Raw genomic sequence first — 13,187 nt, 5'->3', positions numbered from 1 at the left:
GCCTAAATGTTCTCCGGTTTAAAGAGTCCGTTGAAGTGCAGGCAGGAAAGGCATTTCACAATGTTGTAGTGTTATTAAATTCGTGTAAATGGACAGACTTCTCCCGTTGTCGGCATTTACATGAACGATGCCAGCCATAATATTAATCAGCCGGCTGCTAACACTGTTGGTCCGATTGTGATCCATTCCTCCTACACCTCCTTTCATGACAAATTTATAATTAGTTTAACCAATTATGGACAGATATGCAAGACCAAAAGCTCGCAGGGTGTGTTGTGCCGCCTATTTTATATAATTGGCCGGTTTGCAGCCACAATGCGAAAGGCCGGTCAGCTAAACTTTGTGCATGGCTCACAAAAAACCACTGAATCCAATTGACAAGGGTTTTGGCTGTGCTGTTAAATGACACTAACTTGAACGACAGGAATGGGGGATGGGGAGCATGACGACAGGTCCTGTAATCGGCACAAAAACGATGGTGGTCAGCCCTCATTATTTGGCTTCCGCCGCCGGAGCACGGATTTTGCAGAAGGGCGGCAACGCTTTTGATGCGGCGGTAGCGGTCAGCGCTGCGCTTGCGGTGGTGTATCCGCATATGACGGGGCTGGGCGGCGATGCTTTTTGGCTCACTTATTGCGCCGGTGAAGGGCGCGTCCGGGCTTACAACGGCAGCGGACGTTCGGGCTACGCCGTCCGCCGTGACTGCTACGCCGGCGAGGAGGAAATTCCGAGACGGGGAGTACGAAGTGCCATTACGGTACCCGGAATGGCGGATAGCTGGTCGGCGGTCCAGCGCGAGTATGGACGCCTGACGCTCGCGGAGGTGCTGGAGCCGGCCATCGGCTACGGTACGGACGGGTTTCCGCTGTCGCCGGACCAATACGGCAACAGCGTGCTTGCGGGAGCGGCGCTGTCCCCTGAAGCGGCGGCGATTTATCTTCCCGGCGGCGCGGCTCCCGCCGCCGGAGGCAGGTTTGTGCAGAAGCAGCTAGCGGCGTCGCTGCGGGCTCTGGCCGGGGGCGGCCGGGATGCTTTTTATAAGGGGGAGATTGCCGGGGAGATAAGCCGTTATATGCGGGCTTCCGGCGGGTATCTCACCCGTGAGGATTTTGCCGATCATGAGGGGAATTGGGAGGAGCCGGTGTTCACGGATTATCACGGGCATCGGGTCTACCAGGTTCCGCCGAACTCCCAGGGCTTCACGGCGCTGATGGCGCTGAATGTTCTGGAACGCTACAATTTCGGAGATATCGCGCATGGCTCTTATGAATATTATCATCTGCTGGTAGAGGCGCTGAAGCTGAGCTTCCGCGACCGGGATAAGGTGCTTACCGACCCTGCTTTCAGTAGGATACCGCTGGAGCGGCTGCTGGATAAGCAGTATGCGGAGCAGTTGGCCGCTTCGATATCATTTGCACAGGCTGCACCGCTGAGCAGTGATCCCGTAGGCCGGGATACGGCTTATGCGGCGGTGGTGGATGATGAAGGAAACGCGGTATCGTTCATCCAAAGCCTGTACTTTGAATTCGGCTCCGGTGCCGTGGCCGGGAATACGGGCATTCTGCTGCAGAACCGGGGCTCGTTCTTTTCGCTTGACCCAGGTCATGTCAATACGCTGGAGCCACACAAGCGAACGTTCCATACGCTGATGCCCGCAATGGCCTTCCATGACGGTAAGCCGGCTTATCTTTACGGCACACAGGGCGGCGAAGGCCAGCCCCAGACCCAGAGCCTGCTGTTGACCCGGATGCTGCATTACGGGATGGACCCGCAGGCTGCGGTGAGCGCGCCGCGTTTTGTCTGGGGCAGAACTTGGGGGGAACGGACCCAGGAGCTGAAGGTGGAGAGCAGAGTAGCGCCGGAGGTGCAAAATGAGCTTGCCCAAGCTGGACATCTGGTACGCCAGGTGGGCAGCTACGATGGCATTGTAGGGCATGCCCACGCGATTTCCATCGGTGAAAATGGCTACCGCAGCGGCGGAACGGACCCGCGTTGTGATGGAGCAGCGATAGGATGGTAGCGGTGTGGCCGGAGGACTGGGAGCAGAGAGGCGAAGGTGAGGGGAGCGGGGTAGGGAGAGTTAGGGTAGGGTGAGGTAAGAGGGGAAAAAAGGGCTGGGGCATTCGTGAACTGGAGGGAAAAAGAGAGCGGGTAGGGTTAAAAGAAGTTGAAGGTGGGGGGAGAGTAGAAGGAGTTGAGGAGCAGAAGGAGTTGAGGGGAGTAGGAGAGTTAGGGCAGTAGAAGGAGTTGGGGGGGAGAAGAGTGAGGGAGTAGAAGGAGTTGAGGGAATAGGAGAGTTGGGGCAGTAGAAGGAGTTGAGGGAGTAGAAAGAGTTGAGGGAGTAAAAGTAGTTGGGCAGTAGGAGAGTTGAAAGTGCAGGAGAGTTGAAGGAGCAGGAGAGTTGAGGGAGTAGGAGAGTTGAGGGAGTAGAAAGAGTTGAGGGAGTAGAAGTAGTTGGGCAGTAGGAGAGTTGAAAGAGCAGGAGAGTTGAGGCAGTAGGAGAGTTGAGGGAGTAGAAGGAGTTGGGGGAGTAGGAGAGTTGAGGGAGTAGGAGAGTTGGGGGAGTAGGAGAGTTGGGGGAGTAGGAAAGTTGAGGGAGTAGAAGGAGTTGAGGGAGTAGAAGGAGTTGGGGCAGTAGAAGGAGTTGATGAGGTAGAAAGAGTTGACGAATGAAAAGAGTAGTAGAAAGGGAAGGAAGAGTGGGATAATTGCATTTTGTGCAATTAAAAGAGGACATAACGGAGCAAAATCAAAGTTAACTGCACTTCGTACACTTAAATAATGCTTTATTCACCAAAACAAAGTAAATCGTCATTTGTAATTGTACGAAATGCAATTATCTTCCTAAATAGGCGGCTTCGCCTCCTTTTAATTGCAGGAAATACAATTATCTGTCCAGCAGGGTTGACAGGTTCAGCAGCATAGTGAAAACAACAATGCTTTCCCGGTTGTCAGGGAGGGAAGGAGGGGGAACGATGGTTCTTACTAATTTATATGGCGCGTTCATTAATCCGGGGCTGGAGGTCCCTGCCCTGCGAATAGGGGGGGCGCTGGATGGTCTCAACTTTGCTGTTAAAGATGTGTTTGCGGTAGCGGGGCACCGTTCTTCCGCCGGGAATCCGGATTGGCTGCGCAGCCATCCCCCGTCACTGGAGCATGCGGCTGTAGTACGGAGGCTGCTGCAGGCCGGAGCCGGCTTGCGGGGGGCTACGCATACCGACGAGCTGATGTACAGTCTCGGCGGTGAGAACCATCATTATGGCACGCCGGTCAACCCGCGTGCGGAGGGCCGCATACCCGGCGGCTCCTCCAGCGGCTCGGCAGTGGCGGTGGCCGGCGGCAGTGTGGATTTTGCCTTGGGTACGGATACGGGCGGCTCGGTCCGTGTGCCGTCATCGTACTGCGGCGTATACGGCTTCCGCCCGACGCACGGGGCGGTGGAACTGGACGGTGTGATCCCGCTTGCGCCGGGCTTCGACACCGTCGGCTGGATCGCCGACAGCCCGGAGCTGCTGCTGCGGGCGGGCGAGGTGCTGCTCGGGGCGGCAGCTCCCGGCAGCGGGAACAGCACGATGGGCAATCTGCACATCGTGCCTGAGGGTTGGGCGCTGGCGGGCGCAGAGAGCGCCGCCAGCCTGAAGCAGGGCCTGCGCAAGCTGCAGGCCGGTGCAGGGCAATCCGCCGACACGCGGATTGCCCCGGAGGGGCTGAAGACATGGATGGATGTCTTCCGTGAATTGCAGGGCGCCGAGATCTGGGCGACCCACGGGGCCTGGATAGAGCGGGAGCAGCCGCTCTTCGGACCCGATATCGCCGCCCGCTTCGCTTGGGCGGCAGGCCTGGCCGGGCAGGATCACCGCCGCGCGCATAGCTTGCGCGCGGAAATCGCGGCCCGGCTGCGGCAATTGCTCGGGGAGGACGGCTGCCTCGTCCTCCCGACGGTCCCCGGCCCCGCGCCGCTGCGGGGCGGAGATCTGGCGCAGCTCGAGCTGAACCGCAGCGGCGCCATGATGCTTAGCTGCATCGCCGGCCTGGCCGGCCTTCCGCAGCTTACGCTTCCGGTGACAGGACCCGGCGGCTTGCCGCTCGGCCTGTCGGTGATCGGCGGGCAGGGGCAGGACCTGCGCCTGCTCGCCTGGGTAAGGCAAATATGCGGGTAGACGCATATGGAATGACATAACTCCCGGCTCCGCGCTGTCCTGCGGAGAACGGGAGTAAGCCCGGCATGGGCTATAGCTCCGCTAAGGGTGTCCGGCAGAGGATTCAGCGCTGAACAGCCGGCACGTTTTACCGCATCAGGCACTGTCATGGCCAGTAGGTTTATTTTTTCTTAGCGACCAGGCAGGGAGAAGTAACAGCAGCAGGGGAATGACCAACCCGTTGGTTAAATCCCAGAGCGACCCGTAAGGGGGAAAGGTGCTCATATAGTATTCCAAATCCGGTGCGACAATAAGAGTCAGTCCAAAGATAACCATTGCGGCCACCCGGATCAGGGAACGATAATTCTTGAGTCTGAACAACTGGGCGGTTCCCAGAATAGTAGCATAGAAACTAAGAACGGTTTTGAAGAAGGCCGTGATGATCCACGCTGTCGCCAAAAAAGCTTCAAGCCGCTGCAAAAAGTCCCCGATACTGATCTTCTTGGCCATAAAAAACGTAGGGTATAAAGTACCTTCAGAGAGAAAAGGCCCTATTACCAGCAAAGAGGTCAGCAAAATGACCGTAAGCAGCGTTCCCCCGGCTATAGCTGCCAACAGCACATCACGGCTCAGATGCGGCTGCTTGTTCACCATAGGAAGCAGCATAGTGAACACTATGCTTTGTCCATAGGGATTGGCGATGACCATAACGGCGGCATGGAGGATGGACAGAGGCCTATTTTCCAGCAGCGGCTTCAGTTGTGTCGTATCACTTTGCGGCAGCAGAGAAATTACAAGAAAGGCCGATGCGAGCAGAAGTATCGGCAGCAGGAGTTCAGCACTGCGTGCAATAGGCTCGATACCAGCGGTTACTCCCCAAATCAGAAGGATAATAAACAGGATAACAATCAAGCTTAGGGGGGTGTTGTTAAAGTATTGTGTGACCAGAAAATCTGCAATTTGTCTGACGTACAGACCCGTGCTGAGGTAGAAATAGAACAAATACCATAAAGAAAGCATACCGCCTATCCATTTTCCCAGCACGGTTTGAGCGATTTGGATCAAGTTCTGTGAAGGATATTTGTGGTGCAGGCGCAACAGGACCCATACCAGCAGCACTCCGCACGACACCCCCAGGATGGAAGAGATCCAGGCATCCTGTTTGGCAATCGAGGTGAGCATGTTGGGATAGACGACTATGGTTTCTCCCAGAAGAAAGATAAACATAAGAACAGTGATCTGCCTGATACTGATGCGTCCTTTCTCAAGCACAATAGCTCCTCCTAATTACTAGAATACATACTTCAACATTTGCAGAACAGGCTGGAAAATCAGTTCAATCAGATGCAGCGGGGTGGGAACCGCCGTGAAGCTGACAGCTATGATGCTGAGCCATACCCCGAGTCCCAGCATCAATACATATACCAGCAGTTCCCTGAATCTCTTTTGCCGGAGCAAGGGCGGAACCTCTCTCCAGGAAATCAACAGCCCTGCCGCGCAGACCATTACGGTATCCTTCATGCTCATTTCGTGTTCTCCCTCATTTGCTTCAGATAGTTATCTCCTAGCTGGCCTACTCTTTTAACATGAACATCTGCGGATAGGTCGATCTTAAGCCCGCTAAAGGTTTTGCTCCAATCCTGTTTGAGGGTCTTCCAGACCTTGGGATGGGTCTGATGAATCAGACTTCCGAATCCGAAAATGTCCACTTTGAATTTGTGCTGTAGGACATCACAAGTGTTTTGCAGGATATGAACAACTGAGTCACTGCATTCCTGCTCTATTCTGCGGTAATCCTCCCTGCTTCTGAGGGATAGTTCAGTCGTTCCCATTTCGACAATTGCATTCATGTTGGTCACCTTTATCTGGATATGAGGCTCTCCATTGATTATTTTGGCTTTGACGTCCGTGGTGCTCTGCAGAATTCTCACGCCGACAAGCCCATTCCCATAGGCAATATGCCCGAAGCTCTGATTGACTTGATCGCGGATATAGTTGTAGCCTTTGCTCTCTTCCTCATTCAGCCAGCCAATCAGACGATCATTGTCGAATACAGCCAGGGAAGATACGCGAAGCTCTGTACGGGGTTTGATTGGTTCAAGATTATTATTCTCATCATCCCCTGCTGGCGGCGTGCTTCTTACGATTTGAATGCCTGTCAACACAGCTTCAACGCCTTCGGTCACTAAGCGTTTCATAAGCTCGTCAATGGTCACTGTAGAGGTTGGAGCCCAAGTTTTGGATGAGGCCAGCAAGGAGGAGTAGACTTGATTGGCAGGAATCCTTTCCAGCGGGGTAGACACTTGCAGAATATCCTCCGCCTTTGCCCCTTTGGCTACAACCACAAAGTAATCGGTACGGGCAAAAACATCCCGCATAAGCGTCTCCACCATGTTGCTGATCCCTCTACGGGCATAATCTTCTCCCAGAACGACAACCCGCAGTTGAGGGATGTATAACACACGGGGACTGGTTTCGATCAGCTTCCTGATAGCCTCGTATAATGTAGGTGCGGTAGCATCATACACCGTCACCGCATTGCCGTTCCCCCCGGATCTGGACTTTGAGGCTATTTCTGTGGGCAGTACCACCTGGGCAGATACCTTGTATAAATCACCCTGCATATCAATACCAAGGGCAAGCGCAATGCCAAGCTCGTTCAGTTCATCTTTATCCCAGCAGCCCGTTACCAGCAGGAGCATTCCAAGGGCTAGTACCTTGACCGTTTTAGATTTTAGGATACAAATGTTTTAATTTGCCTCTGGCTTCCTCGGTTGTGAATTGCCACTGGACCGATTTTTGATCCTGGTTGCGCTTGACTTTCCAAGCCGTTACTTCTTGCTGTAATTGTTCAATTGAGCTAATTCGGCGGTGCAGACATTGTATCGTCATTGCGCTCAGTTCAATTTCAGCAATATTTAGCCAGCTTCCATGCTTCGGTGTGTAGTGGATCTCCAAACGCTTTGCTAACGAGAGCGCTACATCAGGAGAAAAAGTTTCATACAGCGATGAGAGGGTATGCGTATTCAAGTTATCCATGACAAGTCGAATGCGCTTCGCCTTTGGATAGTGGACTTCGAGCAATTCGCGGATCTGTTCTGCCCAATCCGATTTGGTCCGTCTTTGGCTCGCACAAACGTGGCGCCAACCGGCCAAAGGTTCTGTGAATAAAAACAGGGTGCAACTACCTTTACGCTCGTATTCATAGTCTTCCCGGCGTACCTTCCCTGGTTTCATCTTCTCCGGCGGGCGGGTGTGATCCAGCAGTTGCACAGGCTGCTCATCCATACAAATGAGCGGGATCTCGAAATCATACGGGAGGGCGTAGGTTTCAAGCACGTCTTCCATGCGGGCAACAAATTCAGCATTGGCTTTTGCGGGTATGCACCATTGCTTTTTCAAATGAGGCTTAAGTTTCGTTTTTTTAACGTTTGGCGAATGGTTTCCCGTCCAACGGACTCCAGAATACCCAGTTCAATCACTCGACTTGTCAGAAGACGAATCGTCCAGCGGGCATATCCGTTTGGTGGCTCAGAACACGCGAGTGCAATGATCCGAGCTTCCTCTTCTCCGGTAATCGCAGCCGGACGGCCGGGATTGGGACGTTGCCGATAGTGAAGTGTCGATTCCAGCCCATACGTACAATAGTCTTTTATTGTATGATAGACGGTAACATCGCTGACACCAACACGCTGGGCAATTTCAATCTGTTTTGGAATCTGCCCCTGACTCTCATCAGCCAATAACAAAATGAGGCAGCGATTGCGGATGCCTTTGGATGTCTTCTTGTCATGAATACATTGATTAATCTGCTCCCGTTCTTTTAGACTCAATTCTATCTTATATTTTTTGTACATTGGTTTAACCCTCCCGTATACTTCTATATTAAGAGGGTAAGTCTAAAATGCTATGCGGTCAAGGTACTAGTGTACAGTGCAGGATTAGTCTTAGTCTTACCACCGTGTTCTCCTTTTCTTTTGCCTATAGGTCCGCGTTTGGGGGGACTGCTTCTCTTCGGAGATGAAAGAGACGGGTCTTGTTCTCATCCGGTGCCAATTGACCCGGAAAATGCTGTCCTTCAAGTCATCTGAAATAAACGGGCCAAACGGACTCATGTACGGGATGCCGAATGACCGCAGTGAGGTCAAATGCAAGGTCATCAGCACCAGACCAATCATAATGCCGAATAACCCTATGGAAGCAGCCAGCATCATTAATATAAACCGCAGCATGCGCACAGCTATTGACATGCCATTCTCAGGAACGACATAGGTGGAGATCGCTGTAATGGAGACGATGATAACCATTGCGGCTGAAACCACACCGGCTTCTACTGCTGCTTGTCCTATGACGAGAGTGCCTACAATGGACACTGCTTGACCGGCGTTCTTGGGGATGCGCAAGCTCGCTTCCCGCAGAATCTCATATGTGATCTCCATCAAGAGCGCTTCGATGAAAGCCGGGAAAGGAACGCCTTCCCGCTGCGCCGCCAAGCTGATAAGCAGATTGGTAGGAAGCATCTCCTGATGAAAAGTGGTAACGGCGATGTAAAAGGCCGGAGCCAGCAGAGCTATGAAAAATGCCAAATAGCGCAGAAAGCGCAGGAGTGTGCTGATATCGGCCCGTTGATAATAGTCCTCAGGCGATTGAAAGAACTGCATGAACAATGCGGGAATCAATAACACAAAAGGGGTGCCGTCCACAAAGATGGCAATTCTCCCTTCCAGAATACCAGCGGCAATAATGTCGGGACGTTCGGTGTTATAGATCGTCGGAAACGGGGTACGGGCTGTATCCTGTATCTGCTCCTCGATATATCCGCTCTCCAGAATGCCATCAATATCTATGTGGCCTAATCTGCTCTTAAGCTCAGCAAGAACATCCTTATTCACAACGTGTTCCAGATACATAATGGCCACTGTGGTCTTCGTAATCCGGCCTATTTTTCTGGACTCAAGCCAAAGCCGCTGATCTTGAATCCTCTTTCTGACAAGAGAAGTGTTGGTGCGGAGGTTCTCGGTAAAGCCCTCCATTGGACCGCGTACAACACTTTGGGAGATTGGCTCGGTGACGCTTCTTTCTTCATATCCGGCAGCGTCCGCCCAAATTCCGTAGCTGCTTCCCTCCAGGAGCACAATGATCTGACCCGAGAGAATCCCTTTGAACAGTTCGTCGGTAGAGCTGAACGTGCCTGCTTTAGATGCAATCAGCACATGCTTAAGGATAAAATTCAGCCGCTCTTGAGGGGGGAGAAGTGCAAGCCGCTCAGTCTCCATTTGAAGCAGGGATGGCAGAACGGAGTTGTTCAAAACCCCAGTGTCGACAAGGCCATCCATGTAAATCAATAGCATGTCCAAGGAGCCGCCACCCCGAATCTCTTTAGAAATGAGATCGCTGCTGTCCCCGAGACTTTTTTTAATGAAGGCGATATTGTCCGGAAGGCCAGGAGAGAGGTTGCGCGCAAAGCTGCTGCTATTGTGATCCGAACCTGCGGTCATGATTCATCTCCTTCCTTTTATGTACTAAGTTTGCTTCCAATATCAGCAAATTATCCTCAAATCATTCCTCCGGAAATTATTCAGCTATGAGCGGCAACCGTTAAGATTATGTGACTTGTGTTATTTTATCTAACATATTTATGTGTTTTTTTACTTTTCTCTTTCCATTGAGGGTCTCATTATCTATAATGTTACATAAAGTAACATTGAAGTCGCAGTTTCATTCAGTGTATGCAAGCTTAATCATATATTCATTGCAAAAAAGGAGGGGTGGCATGCATCTTACAGTCGAGGAAGCGTTGTCCGTGTATCCTTTGTCTGAAGCTAAGCTGATTGCAGGCTCTAAGGGGAAACACCGGATTATCAAATCAATTAATGTGATGGACGCCCCGGATATTTCGGATTGGATCAAAGAAGGGGAAATGCTGCTGACGACGGCTTATTTGATCAAAGACAGCCTGGAGGATGCCTCCGCTCTGCTGCATACCCTGAACCGCCGCGGTTCTGCGGGGCTTGGCATCAAGCTGGGCCGTTTTTGGGATACCGTGCCGGAGAAGCTGATTGCCGAGGCGGAGTCGCTGAATTTCCCGCTGATTGAGCTGCCGTTCCAGTTTACCTTCTCCGACCAGATGAACGGGCTGTTCCGTGCCGAGCTTTCGCGCAGCACCGGCGTGCTGCAGAGCATGATGGAGAAGCAGCGCAAGCTGATGCGGTTGGCCTTGCGTTCGGGGCGCAGCCGCCCGCTGTTCGAAGCGGTGTCGGAGGTGATTGATTACCCGCTTGCGGTTATCAGCGCAAGGGGCGAGGTTGTTTTTAACAATTCGGAGAATGCGCCGCCGAAGCTGCTGGAGGGCTGGCCTTGGCAGAACCGGAAGCAACGCTTCCGCATCGGCGACAAGGCGGGGTTCCGAATCCCGCTGCTCCAGGGAGAGAAGTGCCCGGGCTATCTTTTATACTGCTCAATTGACCCTTTGCTGCTACCAGTGGAAGAGAGCTTGTTCGTCCAGGGGGCGGAGCTGATTTCCTATCATATTCATTCCGGTTATGAGGATTATTTCGAGCATGCCGGGCACAGGGAGTTCAGCGGACTTTTGCGGCGCTGCCTGAATGGCGGAATGCCCTGCAGTGAACTGGCCCAGGCTGCTGACAAGCTCGAGGTTACGGTGCTGCAAGCGCCTTTCGAGCTGATGCTCACGGATACCCTGGCAGCGGGAGAGGCGCGGCAGGGAGAACTGCTCCGGCTGAAGGAGGAGTATCTTGAGCATCCGGTGCTGCGGGAGCTGAATGCGATACATGTAATGATGGACGAGGGCTTGGTGTCACTGTATCCTGCCGGTCAGCATAGTCCTGAGCAATTCCGTGATCTGATCCAGGCCTGCTTTCAGAATTTGACGTTCAATAAAGGATATTATCCGCGGGCGGCGATCAGCAGCACCAAGGTGAAGCCGGAGGGGCTGAAGGAGGCTTTTGGCGAGGTCAAAGAGTGTATGGGCGCAGTCCAGCATTGGGGAACGCACGGAAATGTGGTGCATTACCGGCAGCTTGAGCTGAACCTGCTGCTAGGCCGGATTCCGGCGGAAACGATGGAGAAATACTGCAACGGCAGCCTGCGCGGACTGCTCAGCCGGGAGCCGGAGTACATCAAGGAAATGCTGCATACGCTGGAGGTCTATCTGGAGAATGACGGCCATGTCAATGAAACGGCCAAAAAGCTGTTCATTCACCGCAATACCGCCACTTACCGGATCGAGAAGCTCAGCGAGCTGCTGGATGTTGATTTCAAAAAAATCAATGACCTGATGCGGTTGAAGCTGGTGTTTATTTTCCGCAAGATGCTGGAGCGAGAATAGGTGGACACGGGTTTACCGTTACAACAGATTATGCGCTGAACAAGTGACATAAAATTGGCTGATTCTGAAGTGTGTGTTAGAAATTATCACATATTTTAATCATAATTCAAGCTACTCTAGTGCTTAAAGCACAAAAAAACCAGAGCTTCTTATCAATTGCTACAAACGTATGTTATATAAATTTACGTGAACGCTGTGTCTCAGTATAGTAGAGATACATTAATGGCAGCAGCTATTATGAGAGATCTATTGGAGGAGGAGAATTATGAAAAAAAGGGGTCAGGCATTTACGTTCAGCTTTGTATTCATGTTCCTGTTAGCGGTGGTTCTGGCGGGGTGCGGCGGCAACAACAATTCCGGTACTAACGCCAAAGCATCTGAAGCGCCGGCAGCGTCAAATGCAGGTACAGCAACAGAGGCGGCGGCATCAACCGAGCCGGCAGCCAAGAAGCCGACGGTTGCTTTTGTCTACATCGGGCCTCCGGGTGACGGCGGTTATACGTATCAGCATGATCAAGGCCGTCAGTACATGGAGAAGGAGCTGGGCATCAAAGCGGACACGGTAGAAAATGTTCCGGAAAGCGCCGATGCCGAACGCATTATCACTGAGCTTGCCCAGTCCCATGACATCGTATTTACAACAAGCTTCGGATACATGGATTATACCCTTAATGTTGCTAATAAATTTCCAAATGTAAAATTCATGCATGCTTCCGGCTACAAAACAGCTCCCAACATGGGCACTTACTTCGGTAAAAACTATCAAGGCAGCTACTTGGCGGGGATCGCCGCAGGTAAAATGACCAAGAACAACCAGCTTGGTTATGTGGGAGCCTTCCCGATCAGCGAGGTTATTTATAACCTCAACGCCTTCACACTGGGCGCACAAAGCGTTAACCCGGATGTTAAGGTCAGCGTAGTCTGGACCAATACCTGGTATGACCCTGCGACGGAACGCCAGGCGGCGATCAGCCTTCTGGATAAAGGGGCAGATGTGCTGCTTGCTTATCAGGATTCTCCTGCAACGCTGCAGGCGGCTGCGGAACGCGGCGCTTTTGCCGGAGGGAATGACTCCGATATGGGCAAATACGCACCGGATAATTATTTGACCAACCCTGTGTGGAACTGGGGACCTTATTATGTGAAGGCTGTGAAGTCGGTCATGGACGGAACCTGGACGAATGAACAATATTCCGGCGATATGGCGGACGGCATGATTGATATCGCCCCATTCGGCAAGAAAGTCCCGGATGATGTGAAGAAGCTGGTGGAAGATGCCAAAGCCAAAATTATCAGCGGAGAGCTGAATGTGTTCACCGGCCCGATCTCGGATAACCAGGGCAAGGTTCAGGTTCAGGAAGGCCAAAAGCTGACGCTTGAGGAAGTTCTGGCGATGAACTGGCTGGCCAAAGGCATAGAAGGAACAATCCCGAAATAAAGAAATAATCCAATTGCATATTGCACGGCCTTATGGGTGGGGCGGGTTCCGTACAGCGGGACCTTCCCCACCCGTACTACAACTAGATAAGTTGAACTAAAGAAAACATAAAAGGGCCGAAGTGACGGAGGGGAAGTTTGGATACTTACGGAGCGGTAGCGACCGCCTCTGTCTGCGGATTTCCACCGCGAAGAGCGGTCATAATCAAGAAATCTGCAGGCGGGCAGCGGCCGGAAGTCCAACCATTCCCCGCAGTTACGAC

General features: G+C 52.5%; 11 protein-coding genes. 4 read left to right on the top strand and 7 right to left on the bottom strand.

Going from position 1 to position 13,187, the window contains the following annotated elements; genetic code table 11:
* Window positions 1–18: 18 nt before the first annotated feature.
* Complete coding sequence (locus B212_RS34620) at window positions 19–186, bottom strand: hypothetical protein (RefSeq protein ID WP_019912782.1); 168 nt, start codon at window positions 184–186, stop codon at window positions 19–21.
* Window positions 187–442: 256 nt separating this feature from the next.
* Between B212_RS34620 and ggt the strand changes: the two genes are divergently transcribed.
* Window positions 443–2,020, top strand: coding sequence for a gamma-glutamyltransferase (gene ggt, locus B212_RS0119880; RefSeq protein WP_019912780.1), 1,578 nt, complete (start codon window positions 443–445; stop codon window positions 2,018–2,020).
* A 955-nt stretch (window positions 2,021–2,975) separates the two neighbouring features.
* Window positions 2,976–4,160, top strand: a complete 1,185-nt coding sequence (locus B212_RS0119875) for an amidase (protein ID WP_019912779.1) — start codon at window positions 2,976–2,978, stop codon at window positions 4,158–4,160.
* A 135-nt stretch (window positions 4,161–4,295) separates the two neighbouring features.
* On the opposite strand, the gene B212_RS0119870 is transcribed toward B212_RS0119875, so the two are convergent.
* The 6 genes from B212_RS0119870 to B212_RS0119845 form a co-directional block, all read right to left on the bottom strand.
* Window positions 4,296–5,411: a GerAB/ArcD/ProY family transporter gene (locus B212_RS0119870; protein ID WP_019912778.1), complete on the bottom strand. Its 1,116-nt coding sequence runs from the start codon at window positions 5,409–5,411 to the stop codon at window positions 4,296–4,298.
* Between the two features lie 18 nt (window positions 5,412–5,429).
* Complete coding sequence (locus B212_RS0119865) at window positions 5,430–5,666, bottom strand: hypothetical protein (RefSeq protein WP_019912777.1); 237 nt, start codon at window positions 5,664–5,666, stop codon at window positions 5,430–5,432.
* Window positions 5,663–6,880, bottom strand: coding sequence for a Ger(x)C family spore germination protein (locus tag B212_RS0119860; RefSeq protein ID WP_036668347.1), 1,218 nt, complete (start codon window positions 6,878–6,880; stop codon window positions 5,663–5,665). Before B212_RS0119860 ends, B212_RS0119865 begins: the two co-directional genes overlap by 4 nt.
* The gene (locus B212_RS35980; protein ID WP_019910227.1) at window positions 6,867–7,541 is read right to left on the bottom strand and encodes an IS630 family transposase; all 675 of its coding nucleotides are present in this window, start codon (window positions 7,539–7,541) and stop codon (window positions 6,867–6,869) included. The genes B212_RS0119860 and B212_RS35980 overlap by 14 nt, the downstream gene beginning before the upstream one ends.
* Window positions 7,538–7,996, bottom strand: a complete 459-nt coding sequence (locus B212_RS35975; RefSeq protein ID WP_019912431.1) for a helix-turn-helix domain-containing protein — start codon at window positions 7,994–7,996, stop codon at window positions 7,538–7,540. Before B212_RS35975 ends, B212_RS35980 begins: the two co-directional genes overlap by 4 nt.
* A gap of 96 nt (window positions 7,997–8,092) precedes the next feature.
* Window positions 8,093–9,637, bottom strand: coding sequence for a spore germination protein (locus B212_RS0119845; RefSeq protein ID WP_019912774.1), 1,545 nt, complete (start codon window positions 9,635–9,637; stop codon window positions 8,093–8,095).
* A gap of 275 nt (window positions 9,638–9,912) precedes the next feature.
* Between B212_RS0119845 and B212_RS0119840 the strand changes: the two genes are divergently transcribed.
* Together B212_RS0119840 and B212_RS0119835 are read left to right on the top strand one after the other, a co-directional pair.
* Complete coding sequence (locus tag B212_RS0119840; RefSeq protein WP_019912773.1) at window positions 9,913–11,487, top strand: PucR family transcriptional regulator; 1,575 nt, start codon at window positions 9,913–9,915, stop codon at window positions 11,485–11,487.
* A 265-nt stretch (window positions 11,488–11,752) separates the two neighbouring features.
* Entirely contained in the window at window positions 11,753–12,925 is a 1,173-nt protein-coding gene (locus B212_RS0119835; RefSeq protein ID WP_019912772.1) for a BMP family ABC transporter substrate-binding protein, read from the top strand.
* Window positions 12,926–13,187: the final 262 nt, after the last annotated feature.

The sequence above is a fragment of the Paenibacillus sp. HW567 genome (genome assembly GCF_000374185.1).
Lineage (GTDB): Bacteria > Bacillota > Bacilli > Paenibacillales > Paenibacillaceae > Paenibacillus_AQ.
Note: the sequence above shows the minus strand (reverse complement) of the source record. Positions and strands in the feature narration are given on the sequence as shown.

Coding starts and splice junctions, on each gene's coding strand:
- B212_RS34620 (WP_019912782.1), bottom strand. CDS start 186: ATGGATCACAATCGGACCAACAGTGTTAGCAGCCGGCTGATTAATATT.
- ggt (WP_019912780.1), top strand. CDS start 443: ATGACGACAGGTCCTGTAATCGGCACAAAAACGATGGTGGTCAGCCCT.
- B212_RS0119875 (WP_019912779.1), top strand. CDS start 2,976: ATGGTTCTTACTAATTTATATGGCGCGTTCATTAATCCGGGGCTGGAG.
- B212_RS0119865 (WP_019912777.1), bottom strand. CDS start 5,666: ATGAGCATGAAGGATACCGTAATGGTCTGCGCGGCAGGGCTGTTGATT.
- B212_RS35975 (WP_019912431.1), bottom strand. CDS start 7,996: ATGTACAAAAAATATAAGATAGAATTGAGTCTAAAAGAACGGGAGCAG.
- B212_RS0119845 (WP_019912774.1), bottom strand. CDS start 9,637: ATGACCGCAGGTTCGGATCACAATAGCAGCAGCTTTGCGCGCAACCTC.
- B212_RS0119840 (WP_019912773.1), top strand. CDS start 9,913: ATGCATCTTACAGTCGAGGAAGCGTTGTCCGTGTATCCTTTGTCTGAA.
- B212_RS0119835 (WP_019912772.1), top strand. CDS start 11,753: ATGAAAAAAAGGGGTCAGGCATTTACGTTCAGCTTTGTATTCATGTTC.